This is a genomic window from Pseudogracilibacillus auburnensis (genome assembly GCF_003201975.1).
GTDB lineage: Bacteria > Bacillota > Bacilli > Bacillales > Amphibacillaceae > Pseudogracilibacillus > Pseudogracilibacillus auburnensis.
Map to the genome: position 1 here is coordinate 470405 of NZ_QJJQ01000001.1, position 26506 is coordinate 496910.

30 protein-coding genes are annotated in these 26506 nt (G+C 35.2%); 21 read left to right on the forward strand and 9 right to left on the reverse strand.

Annotated features, from left to right (window positions below):
- Positions 1 to 80: 80 nt before the first annotated feature.
- From DFR56_RS02235 to DFR56_RS02245, 3 genes are read left to right on the forward strand one after another with little or no spacing between them, the layout of a single operon-like run.
- Positions 81 to 803 (forward strand): ABC transporter ATP-binding protein, encoded by a 723-nt coding sequence (locus DFR56_RS02235; protein ID WP_425326633.1) that lies wholly within the window; start codon positions 81 to 83, stop codon positions 801 to 803.
- Entirely contained in the window at positions 800 to 1549 is a 750-nt protein-coding gene (locus DFR56_RS02240) for an ABC transporter permease (RefSeq protein WP_110393778.1), read from the forward strand. The genes DFR56_RS02235 and DFR56_RS02240 overlap by 4 nt, the downstream gene beginning before the upstream one ends.
- Positions 1546 to 2304, forward strand: coding sequence for an ABC transporter permease (locus tag DFR56_RS02245; RefSeq protein WP_110393779.1), 759 nt, complete (start codon positions 1546 to 1548; stop codon positions 2302 to 2304). The genes DFR56_RS02240 and DFR56_RS02245 overlap by 4 nt, the downstream gene beginning before the upstream one ends.
- Before the next feature lie 58 nt (positions 2305 to 2362).
- Here the strand turns inward: DFR56_RS02245 and DFR56_RS02250 are convergent, their stop codons facing one another.
- Positions 2363 to 2590: a hypothetical protein gene (locus DFR56_RS02250; RefSeq protein WP_110393780.1), complete on the reverse strand. Its 228-nt coding sequence runs from the start codon at positions 2588 to 2590 to the stop codon at positions 2363 to 2365.
- Between the two features lie 235 nt (positions 2591 to 2825).
- Between DFR56_RS02250 and DFR56_RS02255 the strand changes: the two genes are divergently transcribed.
- Entirely contained in the window at positions 2826 to 3179 is a 354-nt protein-coding gene (locus DFR56_RS02255; protein ID WP_110393781.1) for a VOC family protein, read from the forward strand.
- A gap of 29 nt (positions 3180 to 3208) precedes the next feature.
- Complete coding sequence (locus DFR56_RS02260; RefSeq protein WP_158525464.1) at positions 3209 to 3742, forward strand: winged helix-turn-helix transcriptional regulator; 534 nt, start codon at positions 3209 to 3211, stop codon at positions 3740 to 3742.
- 584 nt (positions 3743 to 4326) lie between these two features.
- On the opposite strand, the gene DFR56_RS02270 is transcribed toward DFR56_RS02260, so the two are convergent.
- Positions 4327 to 5514 carry an MFS transporter gene (locus tag DFR56_RS02270; RefSeq protein ID WP_211320591.1) on the reverse strand — a complete coding sequence of 396 codons (1188 nt, stop codon included), beginning with the start codon at positions 5512 to 5514 and terminating at the stop codon, positions 4327 to 4329.
- Between the two features lie 91 nt (positions 5515 to 5605).
- Between DFR56_RS02270 and DFR56_RS02275 the strand changes: the two genes are divergently transcribed.
- Positions 5606 to 6475, forward strand: coding sequence for a LysR family transcriptional regulator (locus DFR56_RS02275; RefSeq protein ID WP_110393784.1), 870 nt, complete (start codon positions 5606 to 5608; stop codon positions 6473 to 6475).
- A gap of 238 nt (positions 6476 to 6713) precedes the next feature.
- Here the strand turns inward: DFR56_RS02275 and DFR56_RS02280 are convergent, their stop codons facing one another.
- Positions 6714 to 8048, reverse strand: a complete 1335-nt coding sequence (locus DFR56_RS02280) for an MATE family efflux transporter (RefSeq protein WP_110393785.1) — start codon at positions 8046 to 8048, stop codon at positions 6714 to 6716.
- 318 nt (positions 8049 to 8366) lie between these two features.
- Here DFR56_RS02280 and DFR56_RS02285 point away from each other — a divergent pair, with 318 nt between their 5' ends.
- Positions 8367 to 9203, forward strand: coding sequence for a MerR family transcriptional regulator (locus DFR56_RS02285; protein WP_110393786.1), 837 nt, complete (start codon positions 8367 to 8369; stop codon positions 9201 to 9203).
- 339 nt (positions 9204 to 9542) lie between these two features.
- Here the strand turns inward: DFR56_RS02285 and DFR56_RS02290 are convergent, their stop codons facing one another.
- Both DFR56_RS02290 and DFR56_RS02295 read right to left on the reverse strand, forming a co-directional pair.
- Positions 9543 to 10358 (reverse strand): lipid II flippase Amj family protein, encoded by an 816-nt coding sequence (locus DFR56_RS02290; RefSeq protein WP_110393787.1) that lies wholly within the window; start codon positions 10356 to 10358, stop codon positions 9543 to 9545.
- Between the two features lie 100 nt (positions 10359 to 10458).
- Positions 10459 to 10698, reverse strand: a complete 240-nt coding sequence (locus DFR56_RS02295; RefSeq protein WP_110393788.1) for a hypothetical protein — start codon at positions 10696 to 10698, stop codon at positions 10459 to 10461.
- Between the two features lie 1740 nt (positions 10699 to 12438).
- Between DFR56_RS02295 and DFR56_RS02300 the strand changes: the two genes are divergently transcribed.
- The 6 genes from DFR56_RS02300 (at position 12439) to DFR56_RS02325 (ending at position 16067) form a co-directional block, all read left to right on the forward strand.
- Positions 12439 to 13239, forward strand: a complete 801-nt coding sequence (locus DFR56_RS02300; protein WP_110393789.1) for a sulfite exporter TauE/SafE family protein — start codon at positions 12439 to 12441, stop codon at positions 13237 to 13239.
- Between the two features lie 307 nt (positions 13240 to 13546).
- The gene (locus DFR56_RS02305) at positions 13547 to 13972 is read left to right on the forward strand and encodes an ATP-binding cassette domain-containing protein (protein WP_110393790.1); all 426 of its coding nucleotides are present in this window, start codon (positions 13547 to 13549) and stop codon (positions 13970 to 13972) included.
- Complete coding sequence (locus DFR56_RS02310) at positions 13969 to 14502, forward strand: AAA family ATPase (RefSeq protein ID WP_110393791.1); 534 nt, start codon at positions 13969 to 13971, stop codon at positions 14500 to 14502. The genes DFR56_RS02305 and DFR56_RS02310 overlap by 4 nt, the downstream gene beginning before the upstream one ends.
- Positions 14502 to 14930, forward strand: coding sequence for an ABC transporter permease (locus DFR56_RS02315; protein WP_110393792.1), 429 nt, complete (start codon positions 14502 to 14504; stop codon positions 14928 to 14930). The genes DFR56_RS02310 and DFR56_RS02315 overlap by 1 nt, the downstream gene beginning before the upstream one ends.
- The gene (locus DFR56_RS23910) at positions 14879 to 15253 is read left to right on the forward strand and encodes an ABC transporter permease (RefSeq protein ID WP_110393793.1); all 375 of its coding nucleotides are present in this window, start codon (positions 14879 to 14881) and stop codon (positions 15251 to 15253) included. Before DFR56_RS02315 ends, DFR56_RS23910 begins: the two co-directional genes overlap by 52 nt.
- Before the next feature lie 67 nt (positions 15254 to 15320).
- Positions 15321 to 16067, forward strand: coding sequence for a MerR family transcriptional regulator (locus DFR56_RS02325; protein WP_110393794.1), 747 nt, complete (start codon positions 15321 to 15323; stop codon positions 16065 to 16067).
- A gap of 481 nt (positions 16068 to 16548) precedes the next feature.
- On the opposite strand, the gene DFR56_RS02330 is transcribed toward DFR56_RS02325, so the two are convergent.
- Positions 16549 to 17430 carry a DMT family transporter gene (locus DFR56_RS02330; RefSeq protein ID WP_110393795.1) on the reverse strand — a complete coding sequence of 294 codons (882 nt, stop codon included), beginning with the start codon at positions 17428 to 17430 and terminating at the stop codon, positions 16549 to 16551.
- Positions 17431 to 17595: 165 nt separating this feature from the next.
- On the opposite strand from DFR56_RS02330, the gene DFR56_RS02335 reads away from it, so the two are divergent.
- The 7 genes from DFR56_RS02335 to DFR56_RS23915 all read left to right on the forward strand — a co-directional run bounded on the left by DFR56_RS02335 (position 17596) and on the right by DFR56_RS23915 (position 23578).
- A complete protein-coding gene (locus DFR56_RS02335) occupies positions 17596 to 18156 on the forward strand; it encodes an XRE family transcriptional regulator (RefSeq protein ID WP_110393796.1) in 561 nt (186 codons plus the stop codon).
- Between the two features lie 63 nt (positions 18157 to 18219).
- Positions 18220 to 19029 carry a MerR family transcriptional regulator gene (locus DFR56_RS02340; RefSeq protein ID WP_110393797.1) on the forward strand — a complete coding sequence of 270 codons (810 nt, stop codon included), beginning with the start codon at positions 18220 to 18222 and terminating at the stop codon, positions 19027 to 19029.
- A 111-nt stretch (positions 19030 to 19140) separates the two neighbouring features.
- Positions 19141 to 19866, forward strand: coding sequence for a CPBP family intramembrane glutamic endopeptidase (locus tag DFR56_RS02345; RefSeq protein WP_110393798.1), 726 nt, complete (start codon positions 19141 to 19143; stop codon positions 19864 to 19866).
- A 640-nt stretch (positions 19867 to 20506) separates the two neighbouring features.
- The gene (locus DFR56_RS02350; RefSeq protein WP_110393799.1) at positions 20507 to 21013 is read left to right on the forward strand and encodes a ferritin; all 507 of its coding nucleotides are present in this window, start codon (positions 20507 to 20509) and stop codon (positions 21011 to 21013) included.
- Between the two features lie 378 nt (positions 21014 to 21391).
- Positions 21392 to 22090: a helix-turn-helix domain-containing protein gene (locus DFR56_RS02355; protein WP_110393800.1), complete on the forward strand. Its 699-nt coding sequence runs from the start codon at positions 21392 to 21394 to the stop codon at positions 22088 to 22090.
- 322 nt (positions 22091 to 22412) lie between these two features.
- Positions 22413 to 23297: an EamA family transporter gene (locus tag DFR56_RS02360; protein WP_110393801.1), complete on the forward strand. Its 885-nt coding sequence runs from the start codon at positions 22413 to 22415 to the stop codon at positions 23295 to 23297.
- A 164-nt stretch (positions 23298 to 23461) separates the two neighbouring features.
- On the forward strand, positions 23462 to 23578 hold the full coding sequence (locus tag DFR56_RS23915) for a metal-sensing transcriptional repressor (RefSeq protein ID WP_372442848.1): 117 nt from the start codon (positions 23462 to 23464) through the stop codon (positions 23576 to 23578).
- Between the two features lie 272 nt (positions 23579 to 23850).
- Here the strand turns inward: DFR56_RS23915 and DFR56_RS02370 are convergent, their stop codons facing one another.
- The 3 genes from DFR56_RS02370 to DFR56_RS02380 form a co-directional block, all read right to left on the reverse strand.
- A complete protein-coding gene (locus DFR56_RS02370; RefSeq protein WP_110393803.1) occupies positions 23851 to 24582 on the reverse strand; it encodes a GNAT family N-acetyltransferase in 732 nt (243 codons plus the stop codon).
- A gap of 247 nt (positions 24583 to 24829) precedes the next feature.
- Positions 24830 to 24976, reverse strand: a complete 147-nt coding sequence (locus tag DFR56_RS02375; protein WP_110393804.1) for a helix-turn-helix domain-containing protein — start codon at positions 24974 to 24976, stop codon at positions 24830 to 24832.
- A 40-nt stretch (positions 24977 to 25016) separates the two neighbouring features.
- The gene (locus tag DFR56_RS02380; protein ID WP_110393805.1) at positions 25017 to 25418 is read right to left on the reverse strand and encodes an SRPBCC family protein; all 402 of its coding nucleotides are present in this window, start codon (positions 25416 to 25418) and stop codon (positions 25017 to 25019) included.
- A gap of 517 nt (positions 25419 to 25935) precedes the next feature.
- On the opposite strand from DFR56_RS02380, the gene DFR56_RS02385 reads away from it, so the two are divergent.
- On the forward strand, positions 25936 to 26346 hold the full coding sequence (locus DFR56_RS02385) for a carboxymuconolactone decarboxylase family protein (RefSeq protein ID WP_110393806.1): 411 nt from the start codon (positions 25936 to 25938) through the stop codon (positions 26344 to 26346).
- Positions 26347 to 26506: the final 160 nt, after the last annotated feature.

Here is a 26506-nt window from a genome sequence, read left to right on the forward strand (position 1 = left end):
AAAGTTAACCCAGAATTAAACAACATGATAACCGAGATGTAACTTTGCTTCTTTATAATGAGAACCATAACAGAAAGGAAGTGTTATGGTTGCTTACAATTAATAACTTAGTCAAACATCGCGGAACCCAAGAAATCTTATCAGGTATCAGTTTTACAGCTAGACCAGGCAGAGTAACTGGTTTTTTAGGTCCAAATGGGGCAGGTAAAAGTTCTACACTTCGCATCCTACTTGGATTAGATCGTGCCACCTCAGGGAGTGCACTAATTGATGGAAAGCCATTTGCAGAATTACATAATCCTTTAGCAACAGTAGGTGCTGCACTTGATGGATTTGGAGCTCATCGAATGAGAACAGGACGAGCACACTTACGTTGGATTGCTCGTGCCGCAGGATTGTCTCGCTCACGTGTCGAGGAAGTTTTGGAAATAGTAGGGCTAACTCATGCAGCTGGGAAAAGAGTCGGAAATTATTCCCTTGGTATGGGGAGAAGACTTGGAATGGCGGCTGCACTACTTGGTGATCCAAAAATATTAGTTTTAGATGAACCCGTAAATGGGCTCGACCCAGAAGGAATTCGTTGGATTCGGACATTTTTACGCGAACGTGCTACGTCTGGAAAAACGGTGTTACTATCCAGTCATCTAATGGGAGAGCTTGCAGAGACTGTTGATGATGTGGTGATTATTCATCATGGAAAAGTCGTTGCAGATGGAACACTGGAAGAAGTAATAAGTAACCATTCCACGCTGGAGGAAGCCTTTTTTGCCTTGACATCTGAAAGTGCAGGTGGTGTTGTATGAGAGCATTCAACGCGGAACTATCTAAATTGTTCTCCCTTCCGGGCATTTGGCTTGCCTTTCTTATTGGAGCATTTGCCCCAGCGATCATTGCTACCTTGGACAGCATGGCAGAAAAAGAGGATATTATAGCTGGGGCTAGCACACGGCTATCGGAAGTTGGCTATATAGGATTAGGTCTTGGTGTGCAAGGTATCATTATTCTTGGTGTCCTTGCTGTCAGTAGTGAATATTTGACAGAGAGCAGTGAATCTGGTGGAGGGAATCAGATTACAACGAGTTTAACTGTTATCTCATCCAGATTTCATTTTTTGCTGGCAAAAGCAGGTGCTGTGACAGTGATCAGCGTATTTCTGTCTATTGTTGCCATTATAACAACAGTGTCAGCAACAAACCTTATTCTTGGCGAATATGCACCAGCATTTGAAGCATCTAAACTGATCGGCGCGGTTTGTTACTGGACTTTTACTGCTCTTTTAGCATTTGGGATTACTATTCTAACAAAGAGTGGCATTATCCCGCTTGCTGTGCTCATGATAAACTCATCTGTTGTGACAGTCTCTTACCTCCTTACTAAGGTTACAAAGTTAGCGTTTTACTTACCAGATATGGCTGGTCTTGATATGTTTATGTTTACGAGCGACAGATTTCACACCCCATTCACAGGTGGTTTAATCATGTTTGCTTGGGTAGCCGTTCTTTTTATTGTAGCAGCTATTGTATTCCATAGAAGGGACGTTGCATCATGAGTGTTTCATCTAGTAGAAAGATAACACAAATCCTTGACGCTGAACTGGATAAATTAGTTACATTACCAGTGATATGGCTCACTCTTATTAGCACATTCATTATTAATTTGGCTTTAACCATAGCTTTTACTTCTGCTGCTCTACAATGGGGAGCAGGTACGCAAAGTATCCTGAAGACAGGGCTTGCTTCTATGGGATATCTTCAAGCAGGATTCATTATTCTTGGTATCTTAGCTACTTGTTCGGAGTATACGGGGGGACAGATTCGAACTACTTTAACTACGATACCTTGGCGGGGGGTTCAATTATTCACGAAGCATATGGCATTGGCAATTATGACCATTCCCGTGGCGTTTATTATTGCTGCATCAGGTGTACTATATGCTTTTATGATGATGAGAGACACAGCAGTAGCGATTGAAATAGACAAATTGATAAAAACATTAGTAGGTGTAACAGGCTATTTAACATTAACCACAATTCTTAGTGCAGCTATAGGTGCTTTTCTAAGACGAACTACTTCTGCTTTAATGGTACTGCTTAGTTATTATTTCGTTGTCAGTCCATTGGTAAGAGATTTTCTTCCTAGTAGTAAGAATTATTTTCCGGATACGGCAGGATCTTCTATGTATATGCTGCCTTCCTCTGATGAAATAAATGTCCTTACACCAATGCAGGGGACAGGTGTTTTACTGTTATGGACACTGCTCTTTATTATAGTAGCTATTGCATTTTACCGTAAACGAGACGCCTAAGCTTAAGTTTCATCAATTAGATAAGATAAAGAAATGAATTTATTGAGATGGAGACCAATCATCCCTTCATTTCTCTAGATTTCTTAATGCCCTTTGCCAAAGTTTCTATTAATACCAGCTCTTTTTCAGTAAAATCATCCATCTTTTCATCTACATCTAGTGCCATTAACTGTATTATTATTGGGTGAAAAAACTTATCAACAAATAGCGATACAAGATCATAAAATACTTGTATGCTAGGGTGTTGCCATATATATTCTGTTCCTATTAGACCAGAAACAGTCAAAGAAAAACGTACTATGTGGTTATACAATTCCTGTTGTAATGTTTATACAACAAAAGATACTGCCGTGCAGCAATAAAAAAAAACGTTTTCTGGCAGTGTGGTACCGACCCCTGAAAGTTGGAGTGAAAATGATCTTCCCTTTCCAAACGACGGTTTAAATAGCCACGGTCTTGACATCCGAAAATATACTGAGTATACTTTCGGTATCGAACAATATAAAAGGGAGTGGTGTAATATGTATAAACCTGGTTTTACACTTTGGTACAGTGTCAGTGATGTTGAACGTACATTGGAGTTTTATACGGAGAAGTTAGGGTTTGAAATGGATTCGTATGACAAAGAGAATGGGATGGGAAGTGTGCATACGAATACGAAAGAATGTTATATTGGGTTTTCAGAAGCTGAGCAAGTTGTTCCTTCCACAGCAGCTGCAGTATTCGAAGTAGAGGACATTGATGCTGCAGTCAAAAAATTGACGGAGAAGGGGATTGTGTTTAACGGTGAGGTTTCCACCATTCCAGAATATGTTAAGTTGATTTCATTCAAAGATCCGGACGGTCATCACATGGAGTTATCTCAAACACTATAATGGAAAAAGAAGTTCAGGTTATACACATCATGAAAGAACTTTCGGGAAGGTGGACCATTCCAATTCTATTGTCTCTCGACAAATCAGGAGGAAGGTTCACACCATTAAAGAATACCCTACAAATTTCTCCATCCAGACTAAGCAGCAATTTGAAGACGATGACAGAAGCGGGGCTTATTCAGCACTTGTCTCCTTTTGAGCGAAACCACCCGTTGCTTCCGGAATACGAGCTTACCGAAAAAGGGCGCTTCATGAAAGAAGTTGCCCTGGTAATTTCAAACGCTGAATATCGTCTGAATCAAGGATTCCTTGCTGCTAAAGCTTGGAATTGGCCGGTGTTAATCGCGCTTTATTATCAATATCATGAATTCAATGCTATACGTCAATTATTGCAGACAGTAACGCCTCGTATACTTTCCAAACGGCTCGGTGAGCTTTATGAAAAAGGTTTGTTGGAGAAAACACTAATTACAAATCCAAGACCGAAGTATACGTATGCATTAAGTAGTAATACGGAGCCGATTATTCGAAGTACAAATAGTAATCTGTCCGCATTACTTTAAGTTCGTCTCTTACGAAATGAAAGAATTTCTTATTGTATACTCAACTTTCGCAGGCTGATAACAGGCATAGATACATTGAAATAGTTAGGTGAATTTGCCATCTATTGTTGTAGTTGACTTTCGATTAACTTTTGAATTCCACTATTCGTATGTTTAATGGCTTCATCAAGCATCTCGATTACTTACTGAAAGGCGGCAGCCCAATCAAGTTCATAGATGTCATCCAATATTCATAAAACATCCCTGCCAAGGTTCGTCACTACTAGCAGTTTTGGTGATAAAGCACAATTATGTAAAAAAATGATGGTGTGACTAATTAAGGCATTGGATAAACGACTTTGAAATCCCTTCAGGAGTTTCAACAGGGATTTCGTTGTTTTGATGAAGACTTTGATATCTTAACGTAACTAATTTATGTTTCTCTTAGAGCGAAAGTTGATAACTTAATCGTAACAGAAATGACCCCAAATCATGTTCAAAAATGGCAATTAGCGTTATCTAAAAAGAAGTATCGTTCTTCTTATATTAGAAATGTTCAGGGGTTGTCTTCCATCGCAATGGATCGAGTTGTTGTTTTTAGTTCATTAAAATTGGTGATCCTCCATAACATTTTTATTTAAGTAGAAAGAATATCTGATAAAAATAAATGCGAGTATGATGAATAATCCACCAATCCAGCTTAAATTTACTATATTCGTATATTGAATAATGATCCCTCCTAATGCAGAGCCTAGCATCATTCCCACATTCATTAATGCGGTATTAAAACTGAGTACTGTTTCAGAGGATTGTGGTTTTAGTGAAATCAAGTAAAATTGCTTTGCTGGTGTCGTTGTCCATGTCGCTACTCCCCAAAAAGCTAATGTGACAAATACCCCCACTGCCCCGTACTGGGTAAATGATAGTACAAACAAAGAAATGATATGAACACATAAACTCAATGATATCGTTCGATTAGGTCCCCATCTATCTACCGCATATCCTCCAAAGCGTGAACCAATAAAAGCAAAAGTGCCTAAAACAAATAAAGCGATACTTGTCATTTCTATAGAAAAACTAGCAGTATGACTTAATAATGGAGCAATATAGGCAAACACCATGGTATATCCTAAAATCCAAAAAATCGTTGTCATTAAACCAGTAAGGACTCGTTTATCTTTTATAATTTGTAACTGTTGTTTAAATGGCATCGGTTGGTTTCCTTCTATAGCTGGCAATAATTTGTAAAGTCCTATCAATAAAAAAACGGTGCCAAACGCAATGATTAAAAAAATATAATGCCAATCAAAATATCCAGCTAAAAATGTTCCAATAGGCACTCCAAGTACTAAGGAAACAGTGAAACCTGTAATCACTGTTGCCATAGCACTACCTCTTTTTTCTGGAACTGCAATTTGAGCAGCGTAATTCGTTGCAACAACGATATATAGCCCTCCACTCATCGCCATAATGACTCTTGATAACATAAGAAAAATATAATTGTAACTAAAAAATGCGACAAGGTTACCTAGAATAAAAATAAAGATAGCGTATAAAAGTACTTTTTTACGATCAAACTTAGACGTTAACATAACCAAGACTAATGCTCCAATGGCATAAGATAAAGAATAAATCGTGATCAACTGACCAGCTATTGAAATAGAAACATCCAATTCAAAAGAAATCAGTTCTAAAATTCCCGAAACAACAAACTCTGCTGTTCCTGTTACAAAAGCTCCTAAAGCTAACAGAATAATTGTTAGTTGATTTATATTTTTTTTCATTTTGTACATCTCCTTATAGTTAAAACGTTGTCTTAATTTTAAGTCTCGTGTTAACATAAGTAAAATTGATGTTTTTAATGAAGGAGATGAGTAATTACTCATGACTATTGTGCGGTACGAAATCATTGCAAAAGTAGTCGAGCTAGGAAGCTTTACAGAAACTGCTGAAACATTAAATATGACTCAATCAGCTGTGAGTCATGCAGTTGCGAGTTTAGAGTCAGAATGGGGTGTCTCCTTATTAATTCGTGATCGCAAAAAAGGAATCACACTTACAGAGATAGGGCAAAAAATCCTTCCGCATCTTCGAGAGATATTAAAAAGAGTGGAAATCATTAACCAGGAAATTGCGTTTACAAACAATTTGGAAACGGGTATTATTCGTATCGGTACTTTTGCAAGTGCTTCTTCTTGTTTATTGCCTAAATTGCTCGCAAAATTTCAGAAAAAACATCCTAAGATCGAATTTAAGTTTTTCGAGGGAACTTATGAAGAGATTACGGAATGGTTGAGTTCAGGTATTATTGACATTGGGTTTGTCGTAAAAGGAAAATCGAATCCAGATTTTGATCTGATTCCTCTCATAAGAGATAACATGGTAGTAGCTTTTCATCCAGAACACAGATTTCTAGACAAAGAAACAGTGAATATGGAAGATTTAGTGGAAGAATCTTTTATTATGCCAACAGGGATGTATCAATCACATGTTGAGGAATTATTTGAAGAAGCACAAATGAAACCATCGATTCTTTTTGAAGTGCACGACTGTACAACCATCGCTAATATGGTACAAGAAGGACTTGGTGTTACGATTGGTCCAGAACTATTTTTAAAGACCCAACAAAATATAAAGGTTAGCAAACTAAATATTAACAATAGCCGTGAAGTTGCACTTGCTTGTCATTCTATTGCAAATGCCTCCCCAGCAGTAAAGGAATTTCTTCATGTTGCAAAAGACGTCTTTCACTGAAAATAAAAAAGGTGGAAAGTCAGCATGTTAAAACTTTACTACTAAATATACTATTTGAAATATAATTCTTTATAAAAATCCCAAGTCACCCACAGTTATAGTAACTTGGTATTTTTATCTTTGTGCTTTATTTGTCTAAGAATAATAATAAGATAATGAAAGGGTATTGCTTAAAGAATTAATTTTTCTCAATAGACACGCTAGTTCTTTATCAGTTGCAACTGTATATTTTTATGTGTTAAACATCCTTTATTCTTTTATTGTTTTTTAATAAGTAAGTTCCGACTAACAATACTGTCGTTCCTTCAGTAATTGGGAAAACCCACCAAATCAATGTCGGACCAAAAAGTTTTGGAAGGATGATTAATAAAGGAATGAATAAAATAACACTTCTTAAAAGCGTAATAATTGTTGCCATACGGATTCTTTCAATCGATTGGAAAAACTCCATTAATACCATGTTAATACCAAAGAAAATATATCCTAGTGCAAAGTAACCAAAACCAGATACCGCTAAACCTCGACCTTTATTAATATCCCCGCCAAATACCGACATAATCGGGCCAGGAAATAAAAATGCAAAGATCGCAATTACAAGCCCAATGCCAATCCCTGTTTTGATTGCAATTTTCAGCAAACCATCGACACGGTCCATCAAACGAGCACCATAGTGGTAACTTGATAACGGTTGAAGAGCCATTCCAATACCGAAGAAAATCATCATTAATACTACATGTAAATAGTTTACCATCGCATAGGCTGTAACTCCTTCAGTTCCTAAATAATATAGAAATGTCACATTATAAAGTACGACCATAATCGCTACTGTACTTTCAACGACAAAACTAGGGAAACCAATACCTACTATTTTTACAATATCTTTTTTATCTACAAATTTCCCAACGAATTTTAAGTAACTTCCCTTTCTAAAAAAGTGCGAGCTTAGTACAATTACACCGATTACTGTTGAAAGAACTGTCGCAAGCGCAACCCCTGTCACACCATACTCCCAAACGAAAATAAAGAAGTAGTTGAAAATAATATTTAAAATCGAAGTCACAACTAAACCAGCCATTGCAAGTTTCGGGTTTCCATCATTACGGATAAAAATGCTTAATAAGTTTTCAATTGTATAGATCATACCGAACACCAAAATGATATATAAATACTCTTTAGCATAAGGATATGTTTGATCATTTGCACCAAATAAATAAGCGATATTCTCCATTTGGATTAATAATACAGTCGTTATAATCATAACAATCAAAAACATTAGTACAAAAGATAATGTAAATACTTTACGAGCTTTCTCTACATCGTTTCTTCCAAGAGAGACTGAATATAATGTTGCTCCCCCCATTCCAATCCACAGTGAGATTGAAAGCAATACTGAAAAAATAGGGACAGCAATGTTGACACCAGCTAAAGCAGTTGGACCTACACCTTGACTGACAAAAATACCGTCAATCAAAATATTTACCGACATGAGTAACGTTCCAATCATCGCGGGAAATAAATATGATACAAACAGCAGCCCAAGTGGACGTGTTTCAATTTTTAATGCTTTTTCCATCTCCGACTATTTCCTTTCCTCTTATTATTCTTGATTATAATTCGGTCATGGCACTCAAAGGTGACTTTTATAAAGCCGCTTTTTTCATCATTCCAAGCTATTTTATCGCCCTTTATTTAACGAAAAGCATGCACTTCTAGCATCGCTTCACGTCAAATATCAGCCTGAAAAATTTCATTACAATATGCTCATCAACAAGAACACCTTAAAAAATTTCCTTCACAAAAGGGGTAAGAGCCAAAACCTTTCAATTTTTATCGTGAATAATTATAATTTAATGTATATAGTAACTATATAGTCAAGAGGGAGGCTTATATTTTGTCGAATAATTACGAAAAACATTTTACAACCGGAGAATTTGCAAAGCTATGTAAGGTAAATAAACAAACGCTTATCTATTATGACCAAATCGGATTATTCTCTCCAATCATTAAAGATGGCAAAGGGTATCGCTATTATTCTCTTGCACAGTATGATTATTTCAGTGTGATTGAACTATTAAAAGAGGTCGGTATGTCGCTAAAAGAAATTCAAGCTTATATGGAAAATAAATCTCCCGAAAACTTTGTCAACCTCATGCGAAAACAAAAACTCATTTTACAAGAGAAAATCAAAGAGTTAAAACTGATTGAAAATATGATTGATACTAAAATAGAAGGAATCGAAAATGCATCTGAAATAGATTTCAATAAAATCACTATAAAACATTGCCCAAAGCGCATCTTATATTTAAGTAAACAAATTAAAAATACGACAGAGAAGCAATTCGTAGAAGCAGTTTCTGACTTTATCGATGAACTATATCGCTCAAAATTAGATACAGGACATCCAATCGGGGCTATCGTAAATAAAGGACAGATGGAAACTGGAGAAATCGAAAACTATTCCTATTTATATATGGAACAACCAGCCCCTATATTTGACCTTCCATACTTCGTCACAAAAGCTTGTGACTATTGTATTGGTTATCATTTTGGAGAAGTAAAACATATTTCAAAAACATATAAAAAAATGTTCGACTACATGGGAAAACATAATTATATTTTGGGGGAATTTGCTTACGAAGAATACGTTTATGATGCGGTTATTCGCGATGATGAATCGAATTATATAATGAAAATATTAATTGAAGTTCATTCAAAAAAGTCCAACTGATCGTCAGTTGGACTTCATTTATTGAATACGTAACCGAATTACTTACCGTAACCTTGAATCATTACTAAAACATAAAATTGGTAGTATATCAGAAGCTATACCTTTTATGAAAAACAGATATAACGTTAAAGATGAAATTGCTTTGAAATAATTGATTCATTTTAGAAATCAATTAATTATAGCTAATTCTTTTATTGCTCTAGTAAAAAAATACAGGTAATCGGAAAATAGTGTGGAAAGAAGTTAAGAGTTTCCCCCTTAAAAATGGATAAAAAGGGACATAACTAGTATATGTATCCTTTTTTTGTTCAACAATCGCGCCTGTTTGCTGAAGATACGTTAAACTATAAATTGTGTAAACCAAGCAATATATTTTGCTCCCGGTATAAAGAATAATTGTGCTAATATTGTTCCTAATAATCTTGAAAAAACCATCATCAAGGAAATGTTTTTAAGTGTTTGATAACTACCTCTCTGATTAACAACGTCATCCGCAACCACGGAAACTTTTGGGTCAACAAAAATAACTAACAGTATTGTTGCCATCCCATTTATTAAACCTGATGCCATAATAGCGGTTGACGCACGTTCAGGTACTAGTAATGCTGCATATAATGCAGATAACACACCGATTGTATATATCGCGGTTATTATCATATTGACTAAAAATAATCTAACTGGAATATCTTTGATTTTAGCGCCTCTTAGGTATGAGAATTTTGGTAGGCTAAAATGGGTTACACCACGTTTTATGTATTCCATGGAAAACAGCCTTTTGAATAAAGAGGGGACAGAACCCTTCTCTTTAGATAGATGGATGATTGCTCTAGAAAATAGCGCTATAAAGGTGGGAAGCAAAAGTATCCCAAAAATTGTTCCTACCGTTGACGCACCTATGAGGAAACGATATTGCGATGCAACAAATCCTTGTGCATCAATACTTGGCGCAGTATCAATCAAGCTCCCTGTAAATGGCTGTTGCATCATATTTGCCAATCTTGAAATCATCACCATTATGTTAAAAAGAGACAAAGCTGAAGCAATCATCTTTACTCTTGCACCCGATAGCCTTACCGCGTAAGCGAGCGTTTCAATGGAGTGAATGATAAAAATGAATATGGCTATGTATATTAATTTCTCAGTTACAATTTCCAATATAGTACCTTCTTTTAATCATTTTATTATTATACCTAAAAGTGTAAAAAAACTGGTCAATTATCTGGCACGATACTTATTCCGCACTGCGCCCGATTGCTTAATTTTCCTGTTTCTGTTTACTTTTTAAAATATCTATTCCAGATACAATGCACAGCAAAAACAATAGCAATAGTCTTAACCAATCCATTGATAACCAAAAGTCCCCACCATTAACAATATCAGGGCTGAAACCATGTTCATCAACAAAAATACCTAAATTCCAAAATAATTTGAGTGAAATAAGCAATGAAATAAGACTCAATACAAATACTGTAATTGATAACTTCCTTGTCCTCATTTTACCCTCTCTCTTTCTCTTTAAGCTATAACAAAATGGCCAATTCAGGAACAGTATTTATTCCTGATAAGCGCCCGATTTTTGAACAAAATTAGTTTTTACTCCACTCCATTAAGCATTCTTGCTTATCAGTTTGCTTATCTGTTAATTCTTTTTTATAACAAAACCATTTTTTTATAAAAACGTCTACCGATGAATTTTTCTTATATACTTTTCAACTGGATCATATTTCTTGTTTTTTCAAAGTTCAATAACTCTTTTCTAGCCCCATTATTTTGATATGCTACATCAATAAGAGTGCTGCTAAATAATTATCTACCATTGAAATGAACCCAACTATTTTTGTTTGACTAGTATGACATGCATTTCTGACATCGGAATATCCTTTTTTTCATCTCTTCAATTTGAGATTTCTAATAACCAGAATCAATAAAATGGTGTACTTTTAAAGAACCTTTGTACTAAATATCAACAAAGGTATCAATATCTGTATCTTTATATGCTCTTATTATAATATCTCTCTTTCTCTAATTAACTCATACTCGATAAAATGGACCGATACATAAAAAAGAGCGCATATAACTTACTTGTTGAGTGTTGTTCAATTAAATGGGTCGTTTATGTAATAAAAAGTATTTTGAATTAATCTTTTAATCATTTTAACATACAAAATTAATTCCACACGATAGATAATTCGGAATAACCAAATATTTATACCTTTTTTCCGTTTTTGATTGGGTTAAAAAGATCAATGACTACTTGACAGAGGGATTGCACGCTTTAAATGCCGATTCCGTTAGAGTGTATATTCCTACCAGTTTGAGTGTAGGGGATATAAACATTTGGTCGGTGTCCGAAGAAAAGGGGATACCTATGCGGGCAAGATACTTTGAGCCAACCCCCGTAGGACTAGTATGCTTTGCTCTGTTGATTAAATCTTCTAATAGAGTAAAAGCTAGTGGAGAAACCAATGAGACAACATTTGACTCATCTCTGTCTAATTGGAACTTCCAATTCCCAAAGATGCCTTTTGCATTAGCAGTCCCATAATTTCAATACTCTTTACTAGCATTTCTCCCCTTACATTGTTCCGCTTATCTGCTACCATCATTTTTTCACTCCATAAGTCAACTCCTCTCTCAGTTTCACTTTTTAAGACTGTTATTAGAAAATAGAATGGTAGAATAGGATACCCTCTAAAAATGGTTACCTACTTATCAAGACTAGAACTTACCATTTGAGACCGTCGCACTAGCACGAAACTAACTGATTACAAAAGGTTTTCAAAGGTGATAAAATGAGTCAAGCTTTGTGGATAAACCATTGACTGTATAGACTACACAGTCAATTAGAGAAGTAAGATAGATTTTGTTGATGATGAGCTGCCATATATTTGTTTTTAAATATATATTATAGGCGTGTCTCTGGAAAAGGGAGATACGAATGGCTAAAGATTTACAACGTATTTTATATTATGTAAAATGAGTCAATGTGATAAAAATCATCATTTGAAGTGTTCTTATAGGATTCCGTAATGGAAGCATAACCTGACGGAAAGCAGATATACCGATTAATAGAGTACAAAACAGTGAAAGAATAGAGCTAGAGCCTTTCTAAAAAATAGTATATTTTTAGGGCAGATTAATAGTTACTTATTGAAGAGTATAAAAACAAAAATCAGTTAACATTTCGTTTGGTCTAACGAAGAATATCTTATGAGGTTTTAAATGGGGGAATTTTATGTATCTAATTGTTACTTTTTTAGTGTTTGGTATATTAATAGGCTTTTTGTCAAGTATGTTCGGTTTTGGAGGGGGATTTGTTGTAATTCCCGTATTGTATTTGTTATTACCAAAATTAGATGTTCCCGATTCATTAGTTATGCATATTGCCATAGGAACATCTCTTGCTATTATGATTGTGAACTCAATAAATTCAACGATATCTCATCATCGTAAAGGTCATATCTTATGGTTCATATTTTTCCAGCTTGCACCTACAATTGCCGTTGGTGCTTTAATTGGGGGCTTTTTTTCACCTTTTATCGAGGGGGATATGCTTAAATATTTATTTATTCTCTTTCTTATCTTTACAATTATTTCATCCCTCATCAGAAAAACGTTTATCCATGTTACAGATAATACTATAAAGATGCCAAGTCGCATAAAAACATCATTTATTGGGATAGGGATTGGTTTTATTGCTACATTGCTTGGTGTTGGCGGCAGTGTGATAGTCATCCCATTCTTGCGAAATTGTCGTTTAAAAATGGTCAATGCCGTTTCCCTTGCAACTCCATTAAGTATTCCTATAGCAGTTCTAGGAACAATAGCAGCTATATTTAATGGAATACAACAACCAGATCTTCCTTCATGGTCTTTAGGTTTTGTTTATATTCCTGCCTTTATTGGTATTGTAGCTGGAGGGTTTATTGGCGTGCCTATTGGTACACGTATAGCTCATCATATGCCTGATCGATTATTTTCTAAGGTTTATCTGTTTTTACTTATTATTGTGGTTATTTCAATGATCATTGAATAACAGACGATGTTGAAGATAATAAACTGGAATTTGCATGGATTGCATGAAAAATGAATAGGTTCCCCCAAAACAGAAAAATCGTATGGGGCTTTGGGGAGTGAAGGGTATCACTGATAATAGAGGTGATATCTTTTTTTATTTTTAAGACATTTTAAAAAATGGGTATATTTATCTTTGATACCGATTGTTAGCAAAATGTATCCTCTTTTTATGACAAATAATTTTTTTAGAACGTTTATTTCGTATTGACTCTCCTTTAAAGGGATAGTTTATAGTTCTTTTTGTAAGTAATAAAGGAGGAAACAATATGTGTGCTCATTATGAAATAACTTTACATGATGTAAGTAAAACATTCGGCAAAAAAACAGCGTTAGACAAGGTGTTTCTCAAAATAAAAAAAGGCTCCATTTTTGGACTGATTGGTCCAAATGGAGCAGGTAAGTCGACATTGACAAATTTACTAGCTACTTTGTCCTTACCTGATGGAGGCACTGTAACGATCTCAGGTTTAGATGCTATTTCACAAGTGAAACAGGTGAGAAAAAAAGTTGGGATTACATTCCAAGACCCTTCGATATTTACAACTGGAACAGCGTGGGACAATTTATTCATAGCGGGAAAAATGTATGATATGAACATTTCGAAAATAAAGGAGAGAGGAGAATACCTGTTAAAGGAGTTTCATTTGAATCAGGTATCTAACGATCTAGTTGGTACCTACTCGGGGGAATGAAAAGAAAACTGGATATTGCTGTAAGTTTACTTCACCAACCAGAAGTTCTTTTTCTAGATGAACCTACAACCGGCTTAGATCCTGAGTCTAGAAATATATTGTGGCAAATCATTTCAAATATCTCTCATCGGGAAGGAACGACCATTTTTGTAACCACACATTATCTGGAGGAATTGAACGATGTAGCAACAGATATTGCATTAATTAATAACGGAGAAATACTTGATGTTGGAACACCAATAGAACTAATTAATAAACTTGCAGCTGATCATATTGAAATTCATTATAGCAGATTAAATTCCTCCATGACTCAAAAAATAGATGAATATGTTTCTAACATGATTGAAGTCATTAATCATAAAATCAAACCAACATCATTAACAATTATTAGTAGCAAGGGGCAGCAAATTATATCTAAATTACTTAAGTTCTTAATTCGAAATGAAGTCGAAATAGAATTTAGTGAGCTTAAACAGGCTACTTTAAATGATGTTTATTTGGCAAATTTCACAGAGAAAGGGGATAAATAATGAACAATATATCGTTAATTTTATTATTAGCAAAAAAAAGACTGATACCATTCATTAAAAATCCTATAGGGATTCTCATTTCAATGTTCCAACCTTTGATTTTTCTTGTGTTATTTGGGACGATATTTTCAAGTGTTTTTTCTGCTTCTGGATTTGACCATACAAATTATGTAGCTTATATTCTACCTGGGATTTTGATTATGAATGCTTTATTTGGAGGAATATATCTTGGTATGAGCACGTTAGATGATATGAGAGAAGGAATATTTAACCGATACTTAATCGCACCTAAGAGTAATCTGGTTTTCATTACTGGTGATTTAGTTTATATTTTTATTTTCCAATTGATTCAATCTTTACTATTAGTGGCTCTTTTATGGGTTTTAAACTACCATCAGGAATCGTTCATCCAATCATTTTTCTCATGACACCAGCGCTTTTCTCTTGTGTAATCGGAGCTATTTCTATAGGAATTGCTGTTCTGACTAAGAAGCACTCAACGATGATTACGGTAATGCAGTTTTTATCATTTCCATTGATATTCTTATCATCCGCCTTTATGCCAAGCAATTTATTGCCAAAATGGATAAGTATTATATCGCGGATAAACCCAGTTGACTGGGTAGTAAGAGCATCACAATCTGCATTCAACCATCCCTTAGCAATCAACTACTATTTACTGATTGTCTTAAGTCTTTTTATGGCTGTATTCTTTTGTAAATTCACGTATGATGTTCAAAGAAAAAAGTGAAAGGAATATGTTGACTCTGACGTTAGAGGATACTTTAATATAAAGAACATGGAAAGGAGGAAAGGACATGTACACCGTTCACGAAGTTGCAAAGCTAGCTCATACAACAGTAAAGACATTACACCATTATCACAAAATAGGTCTTTTGATACCAAAGCAAACGACAGAGGCTGGTTATCGTTTATACGGAAACAAAGGGGTAGAACGACTACAGCAAATCCTTTTTTACAAGGAACTGGATTTTCCTCTCAAAGAGATTAAAAAATTATTAGATGGAGAAATAGACAGAGAAACTACCTTGATACAGCAAAAAAACTTATTAGAACAAAAAATCGATCGATTTAAAGGATTGATTAAGACGATCAATACTTCTATCAAAAGCGTTAAAGAGGGAGTTGAATTAGATATGGAATCAATGTTTAAAGGTTTTGAAACGGAAGAAGAATGGCAAGAAGCCTTAAAAGACCAAAAAGAACATTTGAAAAAAGAATATGATTTTGATTTATCGAATCAACCAATTAATGTAGAATCAATGAACGATTCTGCCAGAGAAGCACAGTCATTTAATGAGGATATGATTTGGTTCTTACAAGAAGGTTTTTCTGTAAATGATCCCAAAGTCTTGGAGCGTGTAAAAAAACATTTACTTTTTTTGGAGAAAATAGGTCATCCATCAACACCACAAGATTTTCTGAATCAGACAGAGCTTTTTATCGTTGACGACTTTCATAGAAACATGCTTGAAGAGTGGCAAGTGGGGTACACTTATTTTCTAAACAAGGTTGCAGCTAACTATTTGGAAAATACTAAATAGTAAAGAGTAGTAAATAGACATTCATCAATTTTTCAGACGTTACAGGCATTGAAGAAAAACTGTTGTTTGTTGGAGTGAAAACGATATATAACTAGGTTACAAGCAGCGGTTTTGAAAATTGTAATTTCAAAACCGCCGTTACAAAATAGGAAAACCTTGCTGTTAGGGATGGGAATGGAGTAGACTAATTGGATTGACAGACCCTGTATCTATTGCTTCGACAGATGGACCTAATTGTGAGGAAACAAAAAGGGAAACAGCGATTTTGCATTGTTATTTTTTCAAAACCACCGTTTGATCTATAGCTGTCTGTATATTTTTCTCTAAACAAACAACGGTGTTATGTTATATAAGTGAGTGATGAAACTCAAAAGAGCAAATCCCTTTTAACTGCTTAAAATTCCTGTTTAAAAGGTAAAAATATTCGAAGGATGTTGAAGATTATTTCAGATATATGTTGCATTTTGTTCGTGTATTGTTTCTATACGCTATTGCGTTGTTTTAATAAAAATACAGCTAAACCGATTAAGATGAGTAAAATTCCTATACCTTGTTGGAAAGAAATGACCTCATTCAAAATAAAATAAGCGAGAATACAGGTTCCAATCGTCTCACCTAATATACTTATGGATATAACGGAAGTACTTAGCCATTTTAATAGCCAATTGAAAATCGTTTGTCCTAAAATGGTTGCGATAAATGCTAGTCCAATAAAAGCCCACCATGTTTGTATGGAATAATGGAAAAAGGATAAATGCTGACTAAAAGCAAAAATACTTAAAAATAAGGCACTACTCGCATAACCAATAATAGAGTATGGGACAAGTGATAGCTTTTTACGAACATGTTGTCCAATAAAGAAATAAGCTGTAATGATTCCCGCAGCAATAAATGCAAGGATATCGCCAAATAATGCTTGCCCACTAATTTGAAAATCCTGCCATGCAATAATAATGCTTCCAACAATCGCCACGAGACAGCCCAATATAGCTCCTCTACTGAAACGTTCTTTAAATAGAAAGTAGCCGCCAGCCATCGAAAAGAGTGGCTGTAATGTCACAATAACTGTCGAGCTTGCTACAGATGTGTAATGTAACGATTCAAACCACAATACATAATGGGCCGCTAGGAATACGCCTGATAATAATCCGAGTCCCCATTGTTTCTTTGACAACAAACGTAATTCTTGACGATTCTTACTATTTACTAATAAAAGTGGAAAAAGTATGACCGTTGCAAAAAACATCCGATAGAATGCGATCATTGTCGCAGGTGCATCTGCTAATTTTACGAAGATAGCGGAAGTAGACAAAGCAAATACGCCGAAGAATAAAATCACGTAAGACATAAGTGGTGATTTCAATTTTGTTCCCCCTAGGCATTTGTATATAATAATAGAACTATTACATTATAATGTATAATAAAAGTATAAGAGATAATTGTAATTAAAAGAAGTGTTCATTCTCCATGTTTAGTATGTCAGCACAAATGAAGTTAAACATACATTATTATAGAAGGGATCATTGCTATGAACAATCATCGTCTCGGGCAAACGGTATTAAATTATCGTAAAAAGAACGGAATGACCATTCGAGAATTTGCCGATTATGCAGGAATCAGCACGTCACTTATTAGCCAAATAGAAAGGGGACAAGCAAATCCCTCGTTAAGTGTTCTAGAATTGATTGCACAAGCATTAAATGTACCGCTCTTTACTCTTTTTATTAATGAAATTGATACGGATTCGCTCATTTCGAGAAAAGATGATCGAAAGAAAGTCTACCGGGAAAATAGTGACCATATTGTCTATGATGTGTTAACACCAGACTTTATGAAGGCACGTATTGAAATGTTAATGATGGATTTAAATGCCCATGCAAGTACTACGAAAAGTTACTATTCACACGAGGATCGAGAGGAAATTGCAGTCGTCATGAAAGGGAGAGCATATGTTGAACTGGAAGGCAACGAGTATTTTTTAGGTGAAGGCGATGTCGTACGTATTCCACCAAATGTGAAACACCGATTTTTAAATAGGAGTGATGAACCGAATCATATTTTATTTGTGCTAACTCCATCACTCGTTTAAATCATGGTCGTCTTAAGACAGAGCGATAGACGGAAGGTAATATATAGAGGAGGTTAATTTGAAATGGAGCGTAATACATATAGAACAAGTCAATTAGTAGAAATTCTAGGTGTATCAAGAGACGCACTTCGGTATTATGAAGGACAAGGAATTGTCAAACCGAACCAGAATGAAATGAATAATTATAGGCAATATGATGATTATGATATTTATACATTAATGGTGGCGGACTTTTATAAGAAGAGAAGTTTATCGATGAAAGAAGTTCGGAAATTACAGATAGGTAGTGAAATAGCTGAGTTAGAAACGATTTTAAAAACAAAAGCTGAGCAATTAGAGGAAACCATACGGAATCAAAAATATATGCTTCAAAAAATAAAAGAGACAAAAACATTTTGTGAGGAATTAAAAGACCATTTAAATCAATACTCCATAAGACAACTACCAACTTACAAAGTACTAGGGGAGTTTTCTGATTTTAATGCTTTTCTAGAGTACCCCACCATATTAGAAAAGATGAATTTGACGAAGGAAGATATTCTTAGCAAAATCATGAGGAAATTCACTGTTGATGAAAATGGATTGCTAGACTCAAAGATGTTAATTGTTGAAAAGTGTACAGCGATGCAAAAAGAAAAAATGGAATGTTATTTACAATATCCTAACTGCATTTATACCATTGTGGAAGATGGCAGGTATCAAAACGGAACGAATGACATTAAATATGAAGTATTTGATTCCACTTTAAAGTGGGGAAATGAACAGGGATATAAACTAAAAGGGATTGCTTTTGTAAACACGCGTCTCATTACCTATCTTGAAAATAAGGAGCGAGTCTTTTTAGAAATTTTTATTCCAATTGAAGAAAAATAAAGTACTTCCTAAGCTATTGACGTGGGGGTAACACCGTAGTTTAGCATGATAACCAATGGAACAAGTGCAAAATGTTCCATTGGTTTTTATTATTTAGGAGGGAAAATAGGTATGGATAATAAAGAAAAAGAAATCAGAAGTGTATGGAAGCTTATAATGCTCCATTTACTTCCTGGTATAATGTTAAGTACAATTTATATACTTCTATTGAAGGGGGGAGTTTTGGAAGGTTATCCTAGGTTAGTCATATTGGGTTTAGCGGGGATTTTTTCAATAATACCTTTAGAGCTTGGATATTTATTCTATGTAGCAAAAAAAGAAGTGGGAAGTTTCAATATACTTAAAATACTAGGGTTACAAAGTAAGATGAAGGTTAAAGAAATGCTATTTTACACTTTATCGTTGTTTATGGTGGTAGGAATACTAATGACTGCCTTTAACCCACTTTCCAATATTATTTTAAATACTGTATTTAGTTGGATTCCAAGCTCCTATAATTATGTACAAGACATGAGTTTATTTGATAGGCATTTTATAATCATTTCACTGTTCGTAAGCTTCTTCTTTTTTACACTGATCTTACCGATAATTGAGGAGCTTTATTTTAGAGGATATTTACTTTCCCGTATGAAATGGATGGGAAAATGCAGTGTAATTTTAAATGTACTATTATTTGCAGTTTATCATTTTTGGTCACCTTGGCTTATTTTATCAAGGATTATAGCCTTGTTACCATTGTATTATTTTGTATATAAAAAGGATTCGTTAAAATTAGCTATATTAGTACACTGCTTATGTAACTTTACAGATGTAGTAATACTTATTACTTTGTTGTAGGAATTTAAATTAATTTAGTTCGATTCTGTTTAAATCGAGCCATTGGGAATTAATACAACTTTTAGATTATCATGTAAAAACGCTTAGACTAAAAAAACAACCGTTTTTATGAAAACCCCGATTAACTAAGGCAATGTAGGAGGGCTCTTTTTACCCCCTTGCGCACTGTTTTTCGACTTCCCAAAAAATAGGTGATTAAAATTGGAGTTGACCCGATGAGTTCAGTTCAGTCTTTTTCAGAGATAACTATATTCTTTAATTGACAACGATTATCAGTTAATGTAAGATTCTTTTTAAGTACAACTGACTTTCCAAATTGAGACTAAAAGTTCATGCGAGTAAGCTAGAAAAAGTAATCAACTAATAAAATAATGATCTAGCTACTATTGTTTTATAAAATAGGGTTAGCTCATCACTACTTGAACTAGACTTAGGTGATAGTAGGTATCTATGGGGATATGAGGACGAAATAGTCGTTTTTTCATTACTTCACTCTATCTCAATCACACGTAAACTGATCCTAAGTCACAATTTTTCATATATGATGTTCTCCTACCCAGTCTACTGGGGAGGGATTAGGAAAAAATGTTGTACTTAATACAATGTAGTCTTGCAAATAAGGAGTAAAGGAGTTGTATACATGGTAAGTGAACAATTAGCAGGGAAGCTAAATGCACAGTTAAACAATGAATTCGCGGCGGCACAAGCTTATTTGGCGATGGCAGCCTATTGTGAGCATGAGAATTATGGCGGATTTGCCCACTTTTACTTGCAGCAGGCGGAAGAAGAACGTTTTCATGCAATGAAAATTTATACATATTTAAATGACATTGGTGTGAAGGTCGAAATATCAACCTTAGCTCAGCCGAAGAACGATTTCGATTCCATTTTGGACACGTTTGAAACTGCGTTAGAGCAAGAGAAAAGCGTGACGAAAAACTTCTATGATTTAATGGACCTTGCTTGGGAGGAGAAAGAACACGCGACAATTTCTTTCCTCAAGTGGTTTTTAGATGAACAAGTGGAGGAAGAAGCGATGTTCGATACGCATATCGAATATTTGAAGCGTATCAGTGAAGATAAGAACGCCCTGTTTCTTTATGAAAAAGAACTTGGCCAACGTGTTTTCTCACCTGATGAAGATTAGGTATATCAAACTCTCCCTTTTTCTGCGTTTAACATATAGAGTTTTAACGAGCGCTTGTAGATGAAACGTGAACACCCCACATTTCTTATCCTACAAGTGCTTTCTTATTTCCCCCAACCGAGATTAACTGCTTAATTTTGTTCCACTTTTTCCTTGTAAGAAATTTTCAACTTTCATCCAATTAACAATGATTATTCATCACAGCTTCCAAGATTTGAAAAAAAAGAAGGTGTGTTGCGTAAAGAGGGGGCACTGCGAAAAATGGCTATGTTAGGGATGTGGTCGTTTATGGTATAGTAGATAATGAATGAGCTGGGGTAAAACAACGAGAGGAAAAAGCTTCAAAAGAATAAATGAGTCAAGTTAGAAGGTGAAAAATTGACAGACAACAGAAAGATAATTTGCGAAAAAAGAACCTACTCAAGAGAATTGAATTCCCATGACCATGATTTTGGTCAACTTCTCTTTCCATTGTATGGCTCTATGCATATACAGACAATGGAACAAAACATCAATCTTACATCTGATTACTGTTTTTACTTACCCCCTGAACTTAATCATGCGTATCGCTCAAATGATCGGAATGAATTTCTAATCCTAGATATACCAAAATATTATTTGCCCAGTGAAACCCAAAGCATGTATATCCAGTTAGAAAGGCAATGGTCCTCGATCCGATATTTATTGCTGGAGGAGACGATCAACAGGAATAAGGCATCAAACGCTTTAAGAGATCTTACTAGTTATATCGCTCAAAAGCTGCCTTCAGCAACCTCTCCTTCGATTGACTATATTCAAAAACATTATAAAGAACCTATTAAACTCGAAAAATTAGCCAAATTGGAACATTATCATCCTGTATATTTTTCATCATGGTTTAAACAAAAAACAGGGAAAAGCCCAAAAACTTATATTTCTGAACTACGCCTTGAGGAGGCAAAACGATTATTACATTCTACGACTTGGTCGATCACAAGTATTAGTGAGGAGCTAGGCTTTAAAAATTCTTCCTCCTTTACACGCTGGTTTGTCAAATACGTTGGCAGTCCTCCGCAAAAATATAGAAACTTAAAATGAGATAAAAAGAAGCTTAAATCTAGTAAAGAAAAACGATGTAAAATCTCCTAAAATAGACTTATACGTTCTTTTTAAAGGTGAAGAGAGTATAGTGATCTCAAGATCCTAATGTTGTGCTAACCTTGTCAAGATTCGCACCATTGGATTGTGAAGTTCTAACTATCTTTTTAAAAAAGTTGATTCTCTTTCAAGGAGAAATTGGAGAACATTTTACACGGCGAAGATAGCACCTTTCACCTTAAATGTACGTAAAGTCTGGCGGGTCGTGATGCTCTTTTAGCCTGAAAGGACGCTAACGCTTTTGTTCATCGGGGGGAATAGCTTGAAAGGGAAATTTTCTTACTTATGGGTTTTAATTGCTGCTATGTTTTGGGGTACAACAGGTACAGCACAGGTTTTTGCACCTGAAAGTGCACATCCAATTTCTATTGGCACTATTCGCTTAGCGGTTGGAGGACTTTCTTTATTATTCATCGTTTTACTTGTTGGGAAATTTAATGTTAAAAATTGGCCGATGAAGGAAATCGTTTTTGCTGCCTTATGTATGGCTTTTTACCAACCATTATTTTTTTCCGCTGTACACATTACAGGGGTAGCGATTGGGACCGTGGTCGCAATTGGCAGTGCTCCGATTTTATCTGGATTTCTGGAATGGATCATACAGAAAAAGAGTCCGGCTAAAGTATGGTGGTATTCCACCTTACTTTCTATTGTTGGTTGTTTCATGCTTTTTATCAATACTGAATCGGTCACTGTTCATCCATTTGGCATTGTGCTTGCACTTGGAGCCGGTTTATCATTTGCGTGTTATACGTTAGTAAACAGGAATTTGGTCAGTAAACATGACACATTATCTGTTGTTGCTGTTGTTTTTACACTTAGTGCTATTTTTTTATCCCCTTTTTTATTGATGTATGATTTTTCATGGGTAATGGAGATGCGCGGAATTGTGGTAAGCCTTCATTTAGGTATTGTTGCAACTGGAATAGCCTATATTTTATTTTCTAGAGGACTTGTCTACCTACCTTCATCAACCGCAGTTACCCTCTCGCTTGGAGAGCCGTTAACTGCTACTCTATTAGGCGTATTTTTAGTTGGAGAGTATTTAAGTATCACTTCTTGGATCGGGATTTTATTTCTTATTTTCGGCATTGGATTATTAATTTTGAGTTCGAGAAAGCCTAAACATAGGAAGGCTGATTTTTGAAAAATACTTGACGATTTAGCTCAAGTAGTACCATTTAATTTCAACACCTCCTTGCATACTCACTTTCTAGCTCCCAACGCAGAAAAGTTCACCGACTATCGGAGGAGGTATATAATCAAGCCAGGTTCATGCAAGAGGGAATAGCATTGAATTACAATGATCAAATGATAAATAGGGTAGAGCGCATTAAAGGACAGCCTCAAGGAATTTCAAGGGTGATGGAATCGGACAATTTCTGCTTCTTCTTACTTCACAGAAATACTCTATCTTCTGGGCGGTAGTCAAATTGGTGTAGGATAGGGTGACACAAATGTTCATACATAGATTGCCACCCCCCCCTAAAAATCCGTGACATCCATCGGAGGCTTTAAGTCCAACACGATGTTGATCACTCAGTCGTTACGCGAGTGTGTGGTTTTAGGCTAAGTTCCCCTATATTAACAGAAGTTTGGACACTCGCTGAAAAAGGCGATATAAGCATTCATCTCCTTTATAGAAAAGTGGGGGCTTTTGTACCTGACGCTACACTTTTACGTAAAAAACATTTGCTGAATCAAGATAAACTTGGTGAGTCTGGTGAAATAACTTCCCATTGAGCATACAATGTTAATCCACTGGCTTTTGCTAGAGAAACGGATGCAGTATTGTCTAGCTGGCAACGGTATTGTGGCTCATAGCCTTTACCGTAAGCATACTGACTAATTGCACGTACCACTTTACGAGCGTGTCCTTGTCCACGAAATGGTGGTAATGTTAAAACACCAAGATCAGCAAGTTTTGAGCTCCCCCATGGATACATACTAGAAGCACATACTAAGTGTCCTTCTGCAAAGGAGCCGAACACTGCCCAATGATCTAATTCAACATAAGCATCATCTAAATCTTGCTCCGATGCTGAGTCTTCAAATTTTGAAAATACTACTGTATCTTGCACAGTTAATTGACGTATATGCTCTGCAACAGTTTCTGAGCATATTTTACTCTTCTCTTGTTTAGTATAATAAAAAATATGGTCAGCACCATGTAATAGAATACCTGCTTCATGCAGTTTATTACGGAAAATTACCTCAGATAAAGGCTGTTCCTTTGAAAGCTGTAGCTTTGCTGCGATTGCAGGTGTTATTACGGCATAAACTTTGTCGTCAGCTGTCGTTAATACCATTACTCGGCGATTATCCTCTAAATTAGGGTTGATTATACAGTGAAAATGATCATCGCTATAAAAGGTTTCATGATTAAATGATTCACCCCAAAAGTCTGTAATTGTTTGTGAAAATAAGGTCATTGTTCTTCCTCCTTTTGTATGCTATCTCATTTTAGCATACTTTAATTGTGTATTTTAGGAAGCAACTAATGTCGAAATATTATATTTTCAATCGTTAAAATACAAGTAAGAGACGATACATATTGAAGTATGTTGTGCAAAGGATGATTGATTGGGTAGAGGAACTGGCCAACTCAAAAATATACCATTCCCTATGCAATTACACGTTATATCAAAGCTGCAAATTCATGAGCTTCCAGATCACTGCCTAGTAACGAGGGCGAGCATCAAAAAGTACATGCAGATGTTTATTCATGGTAGTACGGCTCACTGGGAAACATTCCAAAATTGAGGCAATCGACATTTCTTTAGTAGCAAGTAATTTTAACATTTTGCGACGAGTAGGGTCGGCCATAGCTTGAAATACATCGCGTTTTGAAAAGGATACTCCCCATTTATGATTCGATATATGCGGGTAGGTTCTCTTTTAAAATTTTCCCCCAACCGCCGTCCATCGTTTCACGAACTTTAGATTTTTCTACTGTCCAGCCAGAATGAATAAGGGTAAACTCTGTTTTTCCACCTTCTAATTTTTTCAATTCAAAAGTAAGATGCCATTCCTTATCCCAGTCAAAGCAGACACGATTAGGAGGATCGAGTTCAGTTATTTTACAAGGAGAGTCACCGTATGGACCTGCATGAAGAATAAAGTCTTTTCCCAAAACAGGTTCAAATGTATTTGACATCCACCATGCTGCAATACCCTCTGAAGTTGCAATAGCATCCCATACTTTTTCTATCGGAACATTGAGTACTACTACTTTACAAATTTCCGGAAGTGTTTCCCATGTTTGCATAAATAATACCTCCACGTTTTAATTAACACCAAATGGTATCACTATAATTATAACACCATTTCTTGTCCTGTCGATTTGCGATTTCTTTTACGCACTACTTCAATAATAGGTTAAGGAGAATCTTTTCACCAAATATGCGTAGGTTTACAAACTGGGTATGAACATGGATTAATTTTATTAGAAGTTTTAAGCATCTAAAGTTATTTATTCCTATACTTCCTCAACAGTCGAAGCATAATAATTACAGATAAAAATGATCTATTAGTCTTTACACTGCGTACTCCAGTGCAATTTGAAAAAGATTAAACGTATCGCTCATAGCTAATAAACCGACCTCCTCACGTATAGTGAATAAAGTATCACTAAAAATAGAAACATAGCATTTATTTTACTTATTTTTATAAAAACTATATACTAGCACTGTCAAAAGGATTGGGTATCTTTTTATGAACCCGAATCCTTAGAATTGCCTAAAATGATACGTAAAAGTAAAAATACGAACAAGGGGGACCTTAACATGGCAAAAGATCGTTATCAAAAAGGGATAGAAAAAATAAAGGAGCTCACATCATCAAGCGACGAAAATCCAACTGGCTTTATGGATATTGGTGAGCGTTTTGAGGAAATTGCTCCTGATTTAAGCAAATATGTTGTTGAATTTGCTTTTGGCGATATCTATTCACGTCCAGGATTGGATAACAAACAAAAAGTACTCACAACCATTACAGCTCTTGTTGCTCAAGGAAAGCCGCAGATCGAGATGCATATCAAGACAGGACTTTCCGTTGGTTTAACGCCAGAGGAGATTGTGGGTTGTATTATGCACCTTATCCCATATACAGGATTTCCAAGTGTTTTAAATGCTTTAACTGCAGCCAAGAAAGTATTTGCAGAAGAGGGAGTAACAGTATCCGCATCGGATGAATAATTTGGTCCCTTGGTTAAATATTGAATGAAAGATAAACGGTGGAAAATAAATCACTTGGTGATACTACACCAATAACAAAATGGTTCCGATCAGCAGTTTTTTAAATGATTGGAACCATTTTATTTTAGAATTCTATCCATGGCTCTATATAAACATTAAG

Bases quoted from the DNA above. Each gene is read 5' to 3' on its own strand.
- DFR56_RS02240 (WP_110393778.1), top strand. From the start codon at position 800: ATGAGAGCATTCAACGCGGAACTATCTAAATTGTTCTCCCTTCCGGGC.
- DFR56_RS02245 (WP_110393779.1), top strand. From the start codon at position 1,546: ATGAGTGTTTCATCTAGTAGAAAGATAACACAAATCCTTGACGCTGAA.
- DFR56_RS02255 (WP_110393781.1), top strand. From the start codon at position 2,826: ATGTATAAACCTGGTTTTACACTTTGGTACAGTGTCAGTGATGTTGAA.
- DFR56_RS02260 (WP_158525464.1), top strand. From the start codon at position 3,209: ATGAAAGAACTTTCGGGAAGGTGGACCATTCCAATTCTATTGTCTCTC.
- DFR56_RS02270 (WP_211320591.1), bottom strand. From the start codon at position 5,514: ATGTACAAAATGAAAAAAAATATAAATCAACTAACAATTATTCTGTTA.
- DFR56_RS02275 (WP_110393784.1), top strand. From the start codon at position 5,606: ATGACTATTGTGCGGTACGAAATCATTGCAAAAGTAGTCGAGCTAGGA.
- DFR56_RS02280 (WP_110393785.1), bottom strand. From the start codon at position 8,048: ATGGAAAAAGCATTAAAAATTGAAACACGTCCACTTGGGCTGCTGTTT.
- DFR56_RS02295 (WP_110393788.1), bottom strand. From the start codon at position 10,698: ATGAGGACAAGGAAGTTATCAATTACAGTATTTGTATTGAGTCTTATT.
- DFR56_RS02300 (WP_110393789.1), top strand. From the start codon at position 12,439: ATGTATCTAATTGTTACTTTTTTAGTGTTTGGTATATTAATAGGCTTT.
- DFR56_RS02305 (WP_110393790.1), top strand. From the start codon at position 13,547: ATGTGTGCTCATTATGAAATAACTTTACATGATGTAAGTAAAACATTC.
- DFR56_RS02310 (WP_110393791.1), top strand. From the start codon at position 13,969: ATGAAAAGAAAACTGGATATTGCTGTAAGTTTACTTCACCAACCAGAA.
- DFR56_RS02315 (WP_110393792.1), top strand. From the start codon at position 14,502: ATGAACAATATATCGTTAATTTTATTATTAGCAAAAAAAAGACTGATA.
- DFR56_RS23910 (WP_110393793.1), top strand. From the start codon at position 14,879: ATGGGTTTTAAACTACCATCAGGAATCGTTCATCCAATCATTTTTCTC.
- DFR56_RS02325 (WP_110393794.1), top strand. From the start codon at position 15,321: ATGTACACCGTTCACGAAGTTGCAAAGCTAGCTCATACAACAGTAAAG.
- DFR56_RS02335 (WP_110393796.1), top strand. From the start codon at position 17,596: ATGAACAATCATCGTCTCGGGCAAACGGTATTAAATTATCGTAAAAAG.
- DFR56_RS02340 (WP_110393797.1), top strand. From the start codon at position 18,220: ATGGAGCGTAATACATATAGAACAAGTCAATTAGTAGAAATTCTAGGT.
- DFR56_RS02345 (WP_110393798.1), top strand. From the start codon at position 19,141: ATGGATAATAAAGAAAAAGAAATCAGAAGTGTATGGAAGCTTATAATG.
- DFR56_RS02350 (WP_110393799.1), top strand. From the start codon at position 20,507: ATGGTAAGTGAACAATTAGCAGGGAAGCTAAATGCACAGTTAAACAAT.
- DFR56_RS23915 (WP_372442848.1), top strand. From the start codon at position 23,462: ATGATAAATAGGGTAGAGCGCATTAAAGGACAGCCTCAAGGAATTTCA.
- DFR56_RS02370 (WP_110393803.1), bottom strand. From the start codon at position 24,582: ATGACCTTATTTTCACAAACAATTACAGACTTTTGGGGTGAATCATTT.
- DFR56_RS02375 (WP_110393804.1), bottom strand. From the start codon at position 24,976: ATGGCCGACCCTACTCGTCGCAAAATGTTAAAATTACTTGCTACTAAA.
- DFR56_RS02380 (WP_110393805.1), bottom strand. From the start codon at position 25,418: ATGCAAACATGGGAAACACTTCCGGAAATTTGTAAAGTAGTAGTACTC.
- DFR56_RS02385 (WP_110393806.1), top strand. From the start codon at position 25,936: ATGGCAAAAGATCGTTATCAAAAAGGGATAGAAAAAATAAAGGAGCTC.